A 15,757-nucleotide genomic window follows, 5' to 3' on the forward strand; every position below is an offset into this window, starting at 1 on the left:
GACACGCGATGCAGATCTGGGTCGGCCTCGGTAATCCTGGCGGCAAATATGCGCTTCACCGGCACAATGTCGGCTTCATGGCGGCTGACATCATCGCCGAAGGCCATGATTTCGGGCCCTGGCAGAAGAAGTTCCGGAGCCTGATCGCTGAAGGGCGGATCGGCCGCAACCGCGTGCTGCTGCTGAAGCCCCAGACCTTCATGAACGATAGCGGCGACGCGGTTCAGCAGGCCCTGAAGTTCTACAAGCTCGATACCGACGCGCTGACCGTCTTCCACGACGAGCTCGACCTTGCGCCGTTCAAGGTGAAGGTGCGGGTCGGAGGCGGCCTTGCCGGCCACAATGGCCTGCGCTCGATCGATGCGAGCCTGGGACCGGATTTCCGGCGCGTGCGGATCGGCATCGGCCACCCCGGCCCCGGCCGGAAGGACCTGGTGACGCCGCACGTGCTCGGCAATTACGCCAAGTCGGAGTTTGACGTGCTGAGCGACATGCTCGGCGCCATCGCTTCGGAAGCCGAATGGCTCGCGGATGGCGACGACACGCGCTTCATGAGCGAAGTGGCGCTCCGGATGCAGCAGGCCGAATGACCCGTTCGCTTTTCCCGACCAAGCTCTACGAAGCTCAGATCGCGGATGCCGCGTTACTGGACAGCCTCGCGCATTCGATCCGCACGCTGGCCGAGGATGACGGCGCAGGGCGCGAATGGTCGAAGCAACACCGGTATGCAGGGTACACGAGCTATGCCTCGCTCAACGATCTGCCAAAGCGCGATCCGGCCTTCGCGGATTTGGCCAAGCTCCTCACGTGTCATGCGGCCACATTTGCGCGTGAACTAGGGTGGGACAGGAAGCCCAAGCTCGACAGCCTTTGGGCCAACCTTCTTCAGGCCTCCGGGCACCACAGCGCGCACGTTCATCCGCACAGCATCCTGTCGGGAACGTTCTACGTGGAAGTGCCGGCCGGATCCGGCGGAATCCGCTTCGAGGACCCGCGGCTGCCGCTAATGATGGCCGCCCCGCAGTTGGCCGACAGCTTCGTGACCATCGACCCGAAGCCGGGCATGCTGCTGCTTTGGGAAAGCTGGTTGCGGCACGAGGTGCTGCCCGGGACCGGGCGCGGCGAACGCCTGTCCGTCAGCTTCAACTTCGCCTGACGCTTAAGCGCGAACGGCCTCCGGAAGCGCCGCGACGTAGCGCCGGACGTCCTCGATCTTGCCAGTGCTGACGCGCGACCAGTTCTTCCACTTTCCGTAAGCGCCGCGGATGATGATGCCCTTCTCGGCCATACGCGCCTTGAGTGCGTCGGCGTCGGGCACTCGCACGAACACGAAGTTCGCCTGGGACGGCAGCGTCTCGAGCCCGAGGCGGTGCGTGGCATCCAGGATCATGCCCCGCGCCTCGAGGATCCGGTTCTTGGAAAAGGTCATGAATGCCTGGTCGTTCAATGACGCGATAGCGGCGGCAAGCGATGCCGTACCGAGGTCGATCGTCATGATATTGCTGTTTACGCGTGCCGCATTCTCGGGCGTCGACAGGATGTAGCCGATGCGCATGCCCGCAAGCCCGTAGATCTTGGAAAAAGTGCGACTGACGATGACGTTTCGCCCGGCCTTAACCAGATCGATGACGGAGTTCGCCTCAGGGTGGTCGGTAAGTTCGTTATAGGCTTCGTCGACGAGCAGGGTGGTGCTTCGCGGAAGCCGCTCGGATAAGCGTCGGAGAGCGTCGGATCCCACCAGCATCGCGGTCGGATTGTTGGGGTTGCACAGGTAGACCATCGACGCACGCTGGCTTTCGGCAGCGGCTGCCATCGCATCGAGATCCACGCCCATGTCAGGGCGGACGGGCACGCGAACGAACTCCGCGCCACGGTTCTTCGCCACCTGCAACGGCTCTTCGAATCCGAGCTCGGGAATGACCACCGGTCCATGCCGGCTCCACTCGAGCGCCGCCGCACTCAGCACTTCCTGTGAGCCGTTGCCGATCGCCGCGTGAGCAGCGGTGAGCCCCTGGCGCTCGGCGACCATCGCCCGAAGCCGATCGTTGGCGTCGTCGGCGTAATAGCAGCCCTTGGACGCCGCTTCTGCCATCGCCTCGATCGCTCGCGGCGACGGGCCATAAGGATTCTCGTTGTAGGTCAGCCAGGCGATGCCCGGCGCCGGCCCGAACAACGGCGGTTTCGACGGTGCCGCGCGGACCGACGGCGCGGCAATCGCAATCGCGGCCCCCGCGGAAGCCCCTTCGAGCAAGGAGCGCCTGGAAATCGCTATCGGCATGATCCCCTCCGCCGCGATTATTGGAATGACCGTTCTTACTTGCAGGCGCGGTTGAGCAACAGCGCGCATTTCGCCTAAAGGGCGCGGGACTTTCCTATCAATCCGAGAAAATCATGGGCTTCCGCTGTGGCATCGTCGGCCTGCCGAACGTTGGCAAATCGACGCTTTTCAATGCTTTGACCGAAACCGCCGCCGCGCAGGCCGCGAACTATCCGTTCTGCACGATCGAGCCGAACGTCGGCCGCGTCGCCGTGCCCGACCCGCGCCTCGACAAGATCGCCGAAGTCGCCAAGTCGGCGCAGGAGATCGAGACTCAGATCGAGTTCGTCGACATCGCCGGTCTGGTGCGCGGGGCAAGCCAGGGCGAAGGCCTGGGCAACCAGTTCCTCGCCAATATCCGCGAGGTCGACGCGATCGTCCACGTGCTGCGCTGCTTCGAGGGAGGGGACGTCACCCACGTCGAGGGGCGGGTCGACCCAATCGCCGACGCCGAGACAGTCGAGACCGAGCTGATGCTCGCGGACCTGGATTCGCTCGAGCGGCGCGTGCCGAACCTGATCAAGAAAGCGCAGCAGGGCGACAAGGAAGCGAAAATCGAAGCGAGCGTCCTCAGCCAGGCGCTCGACTTGCTGCGCGCGTCCAAGCCCGCTCGGCTCACGAAACCCAAGGATCATGAGGAGGAGAAGGCGCTGCAGCGGGCGCAGCTGCTGACCGCCAAGCCGGTGCTTTACGTCTGCAATGTCGATGAGCGCGAAGCTGCCGGCGGCAATGCGCATTCAGCGCGGGTGTTCCAACGCGCGAAAGCCGAGGGCGCGGAGGCTGTCGTCATCTCGGCCGCGATCGAGGCAGAAATCGCCACTCTCCCAAACGATGAGCGCGAGGCATTCCTGTCCGATCTCGGGCTTCACGAGACCGGCCTCAACCGGATGATCCACGCCGGCTACAAGTTGCTCGGTCTCATCACCTTCTTCACCGCGGGGCCGAAAGAAGCGCGCGCATGGACCACGCACCGCGGCGCGAAGGCGCCCGAGGCCGCCGGCGAGATCCACACCGACTTTGAGCGCGGCTTCATCCGCGCCGAAACCATCGCCTACGACGACTTCGTCAAATTCGGAGGTGAAGCGGGCGCGCGCGACGCAGGCAAGATGCGATCCGAAGGCAAGGAGTATGTCGTTCAGGACGGCGACGTGATGCTGTTCCGCTTCAACGTCTGACGCGCTAGGCTGGCGGCGATGTTCACGCGCCGCGACTTCATCGGAACGGGCCTCGCGGGCCTTGTCGCCGCGCCCTCAATCCTGAGAGCGCAGTCGAAGTGGCGAGCCAACCCCTTCAGCCTCGGCATTGCATCGGGTGATCCAGCGCCCGACGGCTTCGTCATCTGGACACGCCTCGCCCCCGATCCGGTCGATGCGCATGGCGGGATGACGCCGGACTCCATGCCGGTAAGCTGGGAAGTCGCCTCGGATGAAGGCTTCAGCACGATCGTCGCCAAAGGCGAGACTTTGGCGCGCGTCGAGCTCGCGCATTCGGTCCATGTTGAAGTTGCCGGCCTCAAGCCCGACCGGCCCTATTTCTACCGCTTCACGGCAGGCGGAGAGCGCAGCATCGGCGGGCGGGCGCGAACCCTGCCGGGCCTGAACTCAAGCCCGCACAGGCTCCGCTTCGCGATGTGCGGGTGCCAGGACTGGCAGGCAGGCTATTACACGGCCTATCGCCACATGGCGGACGAGGACCTGGGCTTCGTCTTCCACTACGGCGATTACATCTACGAATATGGGCCCGACACGCCGGCAGTGCGGCAGCACTCGAGCCAGCTCATCTCATCGCTCGACGATTACCGGCGGCGTTACGCCCAGTACAAAGCCGACCTCGACTTGCAGGCTGCACACGTCGTCCATCCATTCTTTGTGACGTTCGACGATCATGAGGTTCGCAACAATTGGGCCGGTGACGTCGACGATGACGATGGCGCGCCGCCGGCCGACGTGTTCCGACTGCGCCGCCAGGCGGCCTTCCAGGCTTGGTATGAGCATATGCCGGTCCGGCGCGCGCAAATGCCGTTAGGGTCGGCGCTGAACCTCTATCGAAGCGCCCGCTACGGCAACCTCGCCCGGCTCGACTTTCTCGATACGCGCCAGTTTCGCACCAACCAGCCGTGCGGCGACGGCTACCGCGTCGCGTGCGCTGAAGTGACCTCGCCAGCCGCGCACATGATCAATGCCGAGGAAGAGGCCTGGCTGGACCGCAACCTCCACCGTCGCGACGTGCGCTGGAATGCGGTCGCCCAGCAGGTGATGATGATGTCACTCGATCGACGGTGGCCTTCGGAAGACGCGCCGAAGAAGCTGCTAAACCTGGACAGCTGGGCGGGCTACGAAGCGCAGCGCAGGCGACTGCTCGCGCGCATGCGCGGGCTCGAGAATGTCGTCGTGCTCACCGGCGACGAGCACACCGCTTATGCGGGCCTCCTCCACGATCGCGACAAGCCGGTGGCAGTGGAGATTGTCGGCACGTCGATCTCCAGCGATGGCGACGGACAGGACATGCCGGGATGGGGCCCGTCGTTCATGGCCAACAATCCCGAGCTCAAGTTCATCAACAACCTGCGGGGATATGTCAGCTGCGACGTCACGCGCGAAGAATGGCGCAGCAATTTCATGGTGGTCGACAAGATCAGCACGCGCGGCGGAGCGCTAAGCAAGCGGGCGACGCTGACCACCCCGCATGGGAAACCCGAACTTCGGACGGCCTGAGCGGCCTTACGCCCTGCGCGCCGCCAGGTTATCGCCCTTCACGAACCCTCCCGCCAGCTTCAGGGTCAACAGTACCCACAACATGCCGAAGCTCCAGCCGCCGATCACATCGCTTGGCCAGTGCACGCCCAGCATCACCCGGCTGAGTCCGATCAGGAACGAGAGGAGTACCGCGCCGACCACCGCGGCACGGTGCAAGCGCATTCCGGCCGTGAGTACCAACGCCAGAACGAGGTAGAATACCATTGAGCTCGTGGCGTGTCCGCTCGGGAAGGACGACGTTTTGACAACGACGAGATGGGTTTCGAGATCGGGCCGCGCCCGTGCGATCCAATATTTCTGTGCTTCGCTGAGTGCTCGGCCGATCGCGACAATCGCGATGAGGGCGAGCGGCAAGTGACGATGCCCCTGCACGAAAAGCCAAATCGCAACGACGATGCCGGCGCCGATCAGCACCGTTGGCTCACCGAGGAAGGTAAAAAAGCGCGCGATCGCCACCAGCGCGGGACGGTGTCCGGCGTACAGGCTTTCGTAGATTGAGCGGTCGAGCGCTCCCCCGCCCCAAACGAGCATCGCGAGCCAGGTCGCCGCGAGCGCGATGAGCGCCGTGGCGAACCGAAGCTCACTGAAACGAGCGCGGGACGCTAGAACTTCGTCCCGGCGCGAATGCCGATTGTGCGTGGCCGGCCAATCACGATGTGCACGTTCGAACAACCACCGCAAGAGACGAAGCGCGACAATTGGTTGCGATCGTCGAAGACGTTCGTGCCGAACAGTTCGACGCTATAATTGCCCCAATCATATCCGGCAAACAGGTCGACAAGGGTCGAGCTCCGGATCTTGCCGGTTACCGCATAGTCGGCCGGCTGGATGTCGGATGGCGCGGAGCCCTGATAGGCCAGAACGCCTTGGACATGGGCGCGGCCAGACCATACCGGCCACTGATAGCGGGCGGTCGCGCTGGCTTTGAACCGAGGCGTCACCGGCAGCCGCGTCCCTGATGGGACGATGATATAGTCGTCCTTGCCCTTGGAATCTTTGCCGCTGCAGTCTGGAGACGGGTCCACCGAGATGGCGGCGTGGCAAACGTTGCCCTTCGTCTTGGCATGCGTGTACGCAGCCGCTGCCGTTAGCGACAGGCCGCCCGATACGTAATTGATGTCGCTCTCGATGCCGTTGACGAGGGCGCCCCGACCATTCTGCGTGATGGTCAGGCTGTTTGGCCCAAGGTAGCTAAGCTGAATGCCGTCCCATTTCTCATGGTAGATGGCGCCGTTCCACCGCAGCCGGCTACCCAGGAAGGTCGTTTTCCAACCCGCCTCGTAGCTCGTCAGGAAGTCTGGACTATAAGGCGCGGTTTCTGGCTGCCGATTGATGCCGCCTGGCCGGAAACCCTTTGACCAGGTCGCGTAAAACATCGTGTTTTCGATCGGCTTCCACTGCGCGTTCAGCTTGTGGATGTGTCCGGATCCTTTGCTCCGCCGCGGGACGGCGTTCCCATTCTCGTCAACGTCAGCGACGTTGTAACAAGGAATATCGAGCCCGGAGTTACCAGTGGCCAGCGGGCTCGTTGGATCGGTGAATGCTTCCTTACCGTTGACCGTCAGGCATCGATTCTGCCCGGTTCTAGAGCCGCCAGGGTTATCCAATCCGAAACCGGCAAAGCCGTACAAGGTGTTGTCAAAGCGATAGAAGCGAAGGCCGCCCGTGATCGTGACCTGAGGCGTGATGTCCCAGTTGGCCTCCCCGAAGATCGCCCAGTCCTTGTCCTTGCGGCGCTGGTTGGTCAGCCACACGGTGCCGGGATAGCCGGACACCGACAGGCTGTCGGCGAGATTGTCGACCAAATAATCCTGGAAGATGTGGTTCTTCTGCTCCTGATAGAAGACGCCGAGCAGGCCCCGCACCGGCAATTCGCGCGGGGAAGCGACACGAAGCTCGTGGCTCATCTTTTCGAAATGGTCGGTCGCAAGCGTGTGCTGGCGCGGATTGATAATATTGCCCGCATTGTCGGTGTAATTGTTGCAGCCGAGAATGCCGGGACCGGTGCCCGTCGGACGGGTGCAGAATTCCGGCGCGACGCCATAGGTTTCTACATAATTGTTATAATAATCAATGTAGTAGGAATTGTAGGCGTCTGTGTAATCGGTGTAATCGCCAGTCGTGAAACGCGGGCGATCCATGTAGGCACCGGCATAAGTCACATCGAAGTTGGCGATCTTGCCTTCGACCGTCATCGCAGCCTGCCAGAACCGATCCTTGTTGATCTCGTCCTGGAAGCGAATGGTCTTGTAAGCTGGCAAGTCCTTGTCTTCGAAGAACACGCCGTTCGTCTTCATCTTTTGGTACATGAAGGTCGGCGTGACGGTCCAATTGTCGTCGAGGTCGATCTTCAGCGCCGCCCGGCCGCCGTAGACCACGTTCTTGTTGAAATCGTCGTTGACGAACTGGCTGTTGTCGAAATGGACCGTGTCTTCGGGATGCGGTGCAACGTAGGTCCGCTCACCGAAGATATTGTCGAAATAGCCGGCGTCGCGCTGGTAAAAGGCGGAGGCGCGGAATGCTATCCGGGACGCAATCGGCAGGTTGATCATGCCTTCGAGCTTGCCGCCGATGCCGCCGTGAGAGACCGAGTTCAGCTCACCGTCGATACGTCCAGTGGTGACCCCAAGTTCGGGCTTGTTGGTGATGATGCGGATTGTCCCCGCTTCGCTCGATGCGCCGTAGAGCGTACCCTGCGGACCAGCGAGGCTTTCGATGCGGGCGATGTCGTAAATGTGAACGTCAAGCGTTCCGCCGATCGTCGTGACGGGTTGCTCGTCGAGGTAGGTGCCGACCGATGGCAGCGAGCCCGAGTGGTTGCCGTCGCCGCCCGCGGCGACGCCGCGAATGTAAACCGTGGTGAAGCCCGGTTGCGCCGTTTGGAAGGTCACCGACGGGAGCTGCTTCGTATATTGCTCGAAGTTCGAGATGTTGAGCTGATCGAGCTTGCGGGTGCCGAGCACCTGGACGCTGATGGGGACGTTCTGGAGATTCTCTTCGCGTTTGGTCGCGGTGATGATGATCTCGCTCTCGTCAGGCACGCCGGCCGCGGCCTGCGCCTGCTTCACCGGTTCCGGAAGCGACGTGACATCGGTCGCGTTGGTCCCTGGCGCGGGCGACTGCGTCGTGGGCGTTGCCGGCGTTGCGTCTGACGGAGCCGGGGTCTGAGCAAAGGCCGGCGAACCAAGTGCGGTAGAAGCGAGAAATCCGAGCGTAAGTGCGCGGAACGAGCGATCAGTCATGCGAATGCCCCCATTCGGCTGTGTGTCAGCATTGCGACAGAGCGATGATCGATTGTCAACGGCTACCTATCGAAGGGCCCCAATTATTTCGCCACCGTTGCGCTCAGGACGCGGGAGCCTCGGGATAGGCGTCCAATATCGGCCCCAATGCTTGCTTGAGGTCACCAAGAAAGGGCTCGTAGTCACGCCACTCTTCCGTGGCGTCCCGGTATATCGGTTTTCTGACCTGCTCGGAGCTTGGGGTGCGGACCGCGCGGTCCGTATTATAAAACTCGAGAACCTGCGGCTCGAACTCCACGCCGCAGTACTCGAGCAGTCGACGCACCTCCGCCTCGGTATCCTCGACCATGTTCTCGTAAATGACGCGGTGGACCCGCCCCGGCAGCACCGCATCGATATGAGCCATGAGGCGAACGTAATCAGAGTAATAACGGCCGACGTCGCTAAGACTGTAAGTGAAGTCCTGGCCTCGCGCGAAATGCTGCCGGAAGTTTGAAAAGCAACATGAGAGCGGGTGCCGACGCGCGTCGATGATCTTGGCGTTGGGCAGGATCAGCTGGATGAACGGGACGAACAGCCAGTTGTTCGGAAGCTTGTCGATGAAGAGAGGGCGTTCGGTGCGACGCTGGACGCTGGCCCGCTTCAAATAGTCCTCGCCCAAAGCGCGGCGGGCATCGCCATCCAAATTCAGCACGTCGTCCGGATAATCGCCGACGTGGCGCGCAAGCGCCGGAATGTCGGGAAGCTCCGTCGTGCCTTCGATTTGGCTGTGGCTGGATAAGATCTGCTCGATCAGGGTCGACCCGGAGCGGGGCAAGCCGACGACAAAGATCGGATCTGGCGCGGTGCTCCCACCGGGCCTTTCCGCGAACGCCTTGGCGCTGAACGCTTCGACGCACTTATCAACTGTGCGCGTGATATGTCCCGGACGATAGGGACGCGATTCCAGACGCAGGGCATTGCCCTTCGAATAATGCTCAAACGCCTCGCTCGTCCGCCTTGCGTCGTGCATCGCTTTGCCGAGTGCAAAGTGCAGATGCAGACGGTCCTCATCGGTCGCCCGCGGCGCATCGAGCGCAGAGCGCATTGCGGCGATATCGGCTCGCTCGAACTTTACCGTCTTGAGGTTAGCCAGGCTCCACCATGCCTCACCCAGCGCCGGCCGCAGCGCGATCGCGTTCCGGTAAGCGGCCATCCCATCGGCGAGCCGGCCTACCGTCTTGAGCATATGGCCGTACCCGACCCAAATGCGAGGCTGCCGGGGCGAGCCGGCGAGGACGCGTTCATAGACCTCGATCCCCTGCTCGAAGTCACCGAGGCGGCCGAGCGTCGCGGCCCTCAGATTCCAATGAGCGAGGTCCTCCGGCTCTTCCGCCAGCACTTCCTCTAGCAGTTCCATCGCCTCGGCCGGTCTTCCCATACGTCCCAGAAGGTTGGCGAGATTGGCCCTTGCGGCGACCCAAGCCGGAGACAGCTCCACGGCGCGGCGCAACAATGTTTCCGCGTCACGAACTCGTCCAACACGCGCCGCAAGCTCGGCCAGCATGCGGATTGCGCGAACGTCGAATGGATCTTCCTTGAGATGCGGCTTGAGCAGCCTTTCAGCGACGTCGAGCCGGTTCTCGTTCAACGCCATCGCGGCCTCGATGAGGCGCGGATGGAAATGACTGGGAAGAGACGTTGCCACCTCCGCAGCCTAGGCAAGCCGCCGCCTCGCGCCAAGACGCATCGCCCGCTATGCCCCGCATCCATGATCTACTTCGAAGACCTGGAAGTCGGCACCGAAACCTATTTCGGCTCCTACGACGTGACGCGAGAAGAGGTGCTCGAGTTCGCCCGCAAGTACGACCCCCAACCATTTCACCTGTCCGATGAGGAAGCGGCAAAGACGCATTTTGGGCGGATCGCGGCCAGCGGCTGGCACACTTGCGCGATGACGATGGCTGTAATCGCCCGGTACGTCGTCGGCGAGAAGCAGGCCGGCCTAGGTTCGCCGGGCATCGACGAGCTGCGGTGGCGCCGCCCGGTATTTCCGGGCGACACGCTCCACGTTCGTGCGAAGATCGTCGACAAGACGCCGTCCCGGAGCAGGCCAGGCATCGGCTCCTTTCGCTCCGAAACGGTCGTTACCAACCAGGACGATCAACCGGTGATGACGTTCACCTCGATCGTCCTGATCAGGAAGCGTCCAACCGACTAGCGGTTGTCGCGGCGGTCGGCGCGGCGTTGTTCGCGCGCCGTTTGGCGGTCAGATCTCGCGGTCTGGCGATCGCTTCGCGCGGTCTGGCGCTGATTGAACGCGCTCCAGTTCGGCTTGGCGCGCGTAGTTGTCGTCGTGCTCGTCGAACGCAGTGCCGGCGAACGGGTCGACCAATATTGCCGCTGGGTGGTCGTCATCGCGTACGGACGGCGATAGCTGTCGTAAACGTAGTAGCCGGAGCCCGGATAATAATAGCCGTCGTTCCAGCCGTAGTAAGACGAGCCGTAGCCGTCGCCATAATAAGGCGAACCGTAGCCATAACCGCCATAGTAAGGCGAGCCGTAGCCGTAGCTTGCACCATAATAAGGGCTGCCGTAGCCGCCATAGCCATTGCCGTAGCCAAGGCCGACACCGAGGCCGCCCATGTCACCATAGGCGCAACCGCCGAGCGCAACCGCGCCGACGGCAATCATCGAGATAAAGGGGATACGCATGTTACACCTGCCAAAATCACTGGGGTCAGCTGTGCAAACGATCCGTCGCGGCCCGCGTTCCTAAGGATGAACGCGAATTCACATGAACCTAGAATAGCTTAGCGTCGGTAAAAGCTATTTGGGCTCGGGATAATCATATTTGAACGGGTCGCTTGCCAGCGGCTGTGTCGGCAGCGGCGGGCGCGGAAGCTCCCTGTCGCTGTTGGCCGCCGAGAGCAGCATGCCCGCCATTATGACCGCCGCCTGGCGCAGGTCATCGGCCTTCATATGATCGAGCGTGTCGATGCTCGAATGGTGGACGCGGGTCTCGTAATCGAGCGGATCCTGGATGAACTGGTAACCGGGGATCCCGACCGCCTGGAACGGTTCGTGGTCGGTGCCCGTCGTCGGCCCGGCGACCACCGCGCTGGCGCCCATGCTCTCGAACGGTGAGAGCCAGTCGCGGAGCATCGGCACCGCGGCGGCATTGCCTTCGGAATAGATGCCGCGGACTTTCCCTGAGCCGTTATCGATGTTGAAATAGGCCTTGAGCGAGCCATAGCCGGGCAGCGGCGTCGCCGGATATTTGCGGATCAACTCATCCCAGAGGAGCACGCCCCCTGGACCAAGCACGGGCGGGCGGCTGGCGAGATGCTGCTGGACGTAATTGGCGGAGCCGTAGAGTCCCTGCTCCTCACCCGTCCACAGCGCGAAGCGGATGGTTCGCTTGGGCCGCACGCCGAGCTGGCGGAGGATGCGCGCCGCTTCCATGACCACCACGGTGCCCGCACCGTTGTCGGACGCACCGTCGCCCGCGACCCAGCTGTCGAAGTGCGCACCCGCCATCACATAGCCCGCTTTCGGGTCGGTGCCGGGAAGGTCGGCGATGATGTTGTAGGCGTTGCGGTCGTCGTCGAGGTAGCGGACGTTGCTGTTGATCGAGAGCGTCGGGTTCTCGCCGAGCTTCGCCATTCGCGCGAGCCGACGATAATCTTCGGCGGCGATTTCAACGCCGGGAAGCTTGGGGCTGTCGCCGACCGCGTGCTGGTATCCTTCGCCAAACACCAATTTCCCGTCAGCCCTTGCCTTGCGCACCCACGCGACGGCGCCCTCGGCGGCGAGGAACTTGTCCATCTGGCGGTAGAAATCGATCCGCTTGAGGAAGCCGTTCTCCTCGTCCGGATCGAAGTGAGACGGCTGATATTTGTCTTCCTTGCCGATTTCCTCGTCGGTCAGGCGATGGAACGGCGGATCGGTAGTTTCACTGCCTTCCCCCGGAATTGTCACGAGCACGATCTTGCCCGCGAGCTTGCCGTGATAGGCCGCGAAATGCTCGGGGCGGTTCATCGGCGCGACGACGATCGGTGCGGTCAGCGCGCCATCGGTCGGCGGAGTCCACGCGATCGGGATTGCGGTGAGCTTGATCGGCCGGGGAGAAACCAGCCGCACGTCAGAATCGACGATGTCCCACCCGCGCCCGAACACGAACGGCTCGCGGTGAACGTTAGTTAGTCCGTAGCTGCTGAACTTTGCGAGCGCCCATTGCTGGGCACGATTCATGTTCGAAGAAATGGTCAGCCGCGGGCCGATGTCGTCCATCAGCTCATGCGCAGTGACCATGATCTGACTGCGGTTCATGCCTTCGTCGATAATCCGCGCGGTGTCGCTGGCGGCCGAGGCCGGGGCGGCAAGCAGCGCCGCCGACGCAAGCAAAAGCTGATTGAACCTCATCGCTTCATTCCCCTCCACGAAGCACACAAAAGAAGACCGCCGGTGCGCTTGTCGGCACTCCGGCGGTCAGTGTTTCTCAATCCAATTCAAATTTAACCGACTACGCCCTGCTTGGCTTTGGCGCCGCGGCTCTTCGCCTGATTCTTCGGTTCCAGTGCGCCCGTGACCCGGACCGCCCGCTTCGCGTCGTGCCAGATCTGCTGGTACGCTAGATAACCGAGGATCGAGGCAAACAGCAGGAAGATCGCGACCGCGATGCCCGCCGCATGCCGCGCCTCGAGCTTGGGCTCAGCCGTCCACACCAGGAAGGCCGCGACGTCGCGCGCCATCTGGTCAACCGTCGGCTTGGTCCCGTCCGCGTAGCTCACCTGCCCGTTGGCGGTGAGCGGCGGCGGCATCGCGATGTTGAGGTTCGCGAAGTACGGGTTGAAGTGAAGGTTCGGGGGCGTCTTGGCGTCCGGGAACTCTTTCAGGAGCTCCTCGCCCTTCTCGTTCTTGTAGCCCGCCTGGTTCGCGTAGCCCGTCAGCAGCGAATAGACGTAAGCGGCCCCACCCTCGCGAGACTTGGTGATCAGCGTGAGATCCGGCGGAAGCGCGTTATTGTTCGCCGCGCGGGCCGCAACCTCGTTCGGGAACGGCGCCGGGAAATTGTCGGACGGCAGAGCCTTGCGGGTGGCGGCCTCACCGGTGTCCGGGTTGATCGACGGAACCTGGGTCTTCCAATCCGACGCGATCTTCTTGATCTCGGCGTCGTTGTAGCCAATTCCCTTGAGGTCGCGGAAGGAGGCGAGGTGCAGGCTGTGGCAGGCCGAGCAGACCTCCGAATAAACCTGGAAGCCGCGCTGGACTTGAGCCTTGTCGAACTTGCCGAAGGGCCCGTCGCTCGAAAGGTGCAGTTCCTTATGCTCGCGGTGGAACTCGTCGGCCGCCAGCGGTGCCGGCGGGTTGCTGAAGTAACCGGCCGCATTGCTGATCATCGAGATAAGCAGCACGCCTGCAAAAACGGCGCCGATGAAACCAAGGATGAAACGCATGTGCTTGCCTGCCCCCTTAACCGGCGGTCGCCACTGAGCCGCGGCGCGGCTTCTTCTGCCCCAGGGGAGCAGCCTCGGCCTCCTCGCCGTGAAGCACGCTCGCCGAGATCGAGCTCGGCAGCGGGTCGGGCGTCTCGAACGCCGAAACCAGCGGCAGGATGACGAGGAAGTGGAGGAAATAGTAAGCCGCTGCCGCCTGGCCGAGCGCCGTGCGGAACGGTGAGATCGGCGCGCCGCCGACGTAGCCGAGGATGACCACGTCGATCACCAGCAGCCAGAAGAACCGCTTGAACACCGGGCGGTAGCTGCCCGAACGGACAGGCGACTTATCGACCCACGGCAGGAAGAACAGCAGCACGATCGAGCCGAACATTGCCAGCACGCCCCACAGCTTCGCCGGCAGGATGAAGTCCAGCGTGAAGGAGCGAAGGATCGCGTAGAACGGCCAGAAATACCATTCGGGCACGATGTGCGCGGGCGTCGCCAGCGGGTTGGCCGGAATGTAATTGTCCGGGTGCCCCAGATAGTCGGGCGCGAAATAGGTCACCAGCGCATAGACAAGCAGGAAGGCGCCGGCGAACCAGCCGTCCTTCGCCGTGTAGAACGGGTGGAACGGAAGCGTGTCGCGCTCGTCCTTGACGTCGACGCCCGTCGGATTGCCCGAGCCCGGAATGTGCAGGGCCCAGATGTGCAGGATCACGACCGCGGCGATCACGAACGGCAGCAGATAGTGAAGCGAGAAGAAGCGCGTCAGCGCGGCCTGGTCGGGCGCATAACCGCCGAGCAGCCATACGCGGATCGGCTCGCCGACCAGCGGGAAGGCCGAGAAGAAGCCGGTGATGACCTGCGCGCCCCAGTAGCTCATCTGGCCCCACGGCAGGACGTAGCCCATGAAGGCGGTCGCCATCATCAACAGGTAGATGACCAGGCCGAGCATCCACACGAGCTCGCGCGGCGCCTTGTACGATCCGTAGTAAAGGCCGCGGAAGATGTGGATGTACGTGACGATGAAGAAGAAGCTCGCGCCGTTCATGTGGGCGTAGCGAAGCAGCCAGCCCGCGTTGACGTCGCGCATGATCAGCTGGTTGACCGAGTTGAACGCACCGTCGGCGCTCGCGGTATAATGCATCGCGAGAACGATGCCGGTGACGATCTGGATCGTCAGGAATATCCCGGCGAGAACGCCAAAATTCCAGAAGTAGTTGAGGTTGCGCGGAACCGGATAACCGCCCCCGATCGCACCATAGACCACGCGCGGAAGCGGCAGGCGCTCGTCCAGCCACTTCATTGCCGGATGCTTGGGTTCGTACTTCTTGGCCCAGGAAAAGCTCATTTTCTGCTCAACCCCCTCAGCCGATCTGCACGGTCGTCGGCGACGTGAACTTATATTCCGGCACTTCGAGATTCTTCGGGGCCGGCCCCTGACGGATGCGGGCAGCCGTGTCGTACATCGAGCCATGGCACGGGCAGAAATAGCCGCCGAACGGCCCCTTATTCTCGCCCTCGCCGATGCCGAGCGGTACGCAGCCGAGGTGGGTGCACACGCCAAGCGTAATCAGCCAGTTGGCCTTGCCGGGCTTGGTCCGCTGGGCGAGCGTCTGCGGGTCGCGAAGCTCGGACATCTGGACCGCATTGGCCTCGGCGATTTCCTTTGGCGTGAGGTTGCGGACGAATACCGGCTGCTTCCGCCAGCTGACCTTGATCCCCTGCCCCGCCTGGACCTTGGAAATGTCGACCTCGGTAGTCGACAGCGCGAGGACGTCGGCCGACGGCGACATCTGGATGACCAGCGGAGCGAGTGCAGCAACCGCGCCGACGCCGACGAAGGCGACCGGAGCGATGTTCAGGAAGTCGCGGCGGCGAAAACCGTCGTCGCTTGAATCTGTGGCTGCGGAAACCTCAGCGGATTGTGCCTTGGTGGCCATCGTTCCCCTTTTGACGCTTGCTTGCCTTGAAGCCGGAACCGGCTCTCGGCGAACGCCGCTCCGGCGTTGCGCCGGCGCG

Annotated in this window: 14 protein-coding genes; 5 read left to right on the top strand and 9 right to left on the bottom strand. The window is 62.9% G+C overall.

Going from position 1 to position 15,757, the window contains the following annotated elements; translation table 11 throughout:
* The first annotated feature begins 8 nt into the window (after positions 1-8).
* Entirely contained in the window at positions 9-590 is a 582-nt protein-coding gene (gene pth / locus AC4K8G_RS03785) for an aminoacyl-tRNA hydrolase (protein WP_491732840.1), read from the top strand.
* The gene (locus AC4K8G_RS03790; RefSeq protein ID WP_491732841.1) at positions 587-1,156 is read left to right on the top strand and encodes a TIGR02466 family protein; all 570 of its coding nucleotides are present in this window, start codon (positions 587-589) and stop codon (positions 1,154-1,156) included. The genes pth and AC4K8G_RS03790 overlap by 4 nt, the downstream gene beginning before the upstream one ends.
* A 3-nt stretch (positions 1,157-1,159) precedes the next feature.
* On the opposite strand, the gene AC4K8G_RS03795 is transcribed toward AC4K8G_RS03790, so the two are convergent.
* A complete protein-coding gene (locus tag AC4K8G_RS03795; protein ID WP_491732842.1) occupies positions 1,160-2,278 on the bottom strand; it encodes a pyridoxal phosphate-dependent aminotransferase in 1,119 nt (372 codons plus the stop codon).
* Positions 2,279-2,391: 113 nt separating this feature from the next.
* Here AC4K8G_RS03795 and ychF point away from each other — a divergent pair, with 113 nt between their 5' ends.
* Both ychF and AC4K8G_RS03805 read left to right on the top strand, forming a co-directional pair.
* Positions 2,392-3,492: a redox-regulated ATPase YchF gene (gene ychF, locus AC4K8G_RS03800; protein ID WP_491732843.1), complete on the top strand. Its 1,101-nt coding sequence runs from the start codon at positions 2,392-2,394 to the stop codon at positions 3,490-3,492.
* 18 nt (positions 3,493-3,510) lie between these two features.
* On the top strand, positions 3,511-5,031 hold the full coding sequence (locus AC4K8G_RS03805) for an alkaline phosphatase D family protein (protein WP_491732844.1): 1,521 nt from the start codon (positions 3,511-3,513) through the stop codon (positions 5,029-5,031).
* 6 nt (positions 5,032-5,037) lie between these two features.
* Here AC4K8G_RS03805 and AC4K8G_RS03810 read toward each other — a convergent pair whose 3' ends face one another.
* From AC4K8G_RS03810 to AC4K8G_RS03820, 3 genes are all read right to left on the bottom strand, one after another.
* Positions 5,038-5,529, bottom strand: a complete 492-nt coding sequence (locus AC4K8G_RS03810) for a phosphatase PAP2 family protein (RefSeq protein WP_491732845.1) — start codon at positions 5,527-5,529, stop codon at positions 5,038-5,040.
* Between the two features lie 146 nt (positions 5,530-5,675).
* Positions 5,676-8,315, bottom strand: a complete 2,640-nt coding sequence (locus AC4K8G_RS03815; RefSeq protein WP_491732846.1) for a TonB-dependent receptor domain-containing protein — start codon at positions 8,313-8,315, stop codon at positions 5,676-5,678.
* A gap of 103 nt (positions 8,316-8,418) precedes the next feature.
* Positions 8,419-10,002: a tetratricopeptide repeat-containing sulfotransferase family protein gene (locus AC4K8G_RS03820; RefSeq protein ID WP_491732847.1), complete on the bottom strand. Its 1,584-nt coding sequence runs from the start codon at positions 10,000-10,002 to the stop codon at positions 8,419-8,421.
* A 63-nt stretch (positions 10,003-10,065) separates the two neighbouring features.
* Here AC4K8G_RS03820 and AC4K8G_RS03825 point away from each other — a divergent pair, with 63 nt between their 5' ends.
* Complete coding sequence (locus AC4K8G_RS03825; protein WP_491732848.1) at positions 10,066-10,515, top strand: MaoC family dehydratase; 450 nt, start codon at positions 10,066-10,068, stop codon at positions 10,513-10,515.
* Here the strand turns inward: AC4K8G_RS03825 and AC4K8G_RS03830 are convergent.
* The 5 genes from AC4K8G_RS03830 to petA all read right to left on the bottom strand — a co-directional run bounded on the left by AC4K8G_RS03830 (position 10,512) and on the right by petA (position 15,678).
* Positions 10,512-11,009: a hypothetical protein gene (locus AC4K8G_RS03830; protein WP_491732849.1), complete on the bottom strand. Its 498-nt coding sequence runs from the start codon at positions 11,007-11,009 to the stop codon at positions 10,512-10,514. The two genes, AC4K8G_RS03825 and AC4K8G_RS03830, sit on opposite strands and share 4 nt — an antisense overlap.
* Positions 11,010-11,123: 114 nt before the next feature.
* The gene (locus tag AC4K8G_RS03835) at positions 11,124-12,719 is read right to left on the bottom strand and encodes a M20/M25/M40 family metallo-hydrolase (protein ID WP_491732850.1); all 1,596 of its coding nucleotides are present in this window, start codon (positions 12,717-12,719) and stop codon (positions 11,124-11,126) included.
* A 92-nt stretch (positions 12,720-12,811) separates the two neighbouring features.
* Positions 12,812-13,753 carry a cytochrome c1 gene (locus tag AC4K8G_RS03840; RefSeq protein WP_491732851.1) on the bottom strand — a complete coding sequence of 314 codons (942 nt, stop codon included), beginning with the start codon at positions 13,751-13,753 and terminating at the stop codon, positions 12,812-12,814.
* Between the two features lie 16 nt (positions 13,754-13,769).
* The gene (locus tag AC4K8G_RS03845; RefSeq protein WP_491732852.1) at positions 13,770-15,086 is read right to left on the bottom strand and encodes a cytochrome b; all 1,317 of its coding nucleotides are present in this window, start codon (positions 15,084-15,086) and stop codon (positions 13,770-13,772) included.
* 16 nt (positions 15,087-15,102) lie between these two features.
* Entirely contained in the window at positions 15,103-15,678 is a 576-nt protein-coding gene (gene petA / locus AC4K8G_RS03850) for a ubiquinol-cytochrome c reductase iron-sulfur subunit (RefSeq protein WP_491732853.1), read from the bottom strand.
* Between the last annotated feature and the right edge of the window lie 79 nt (positions 15,679-15,757).

Source organism: Sphingomonas sp. SP3, assembly GCF_058514305.1.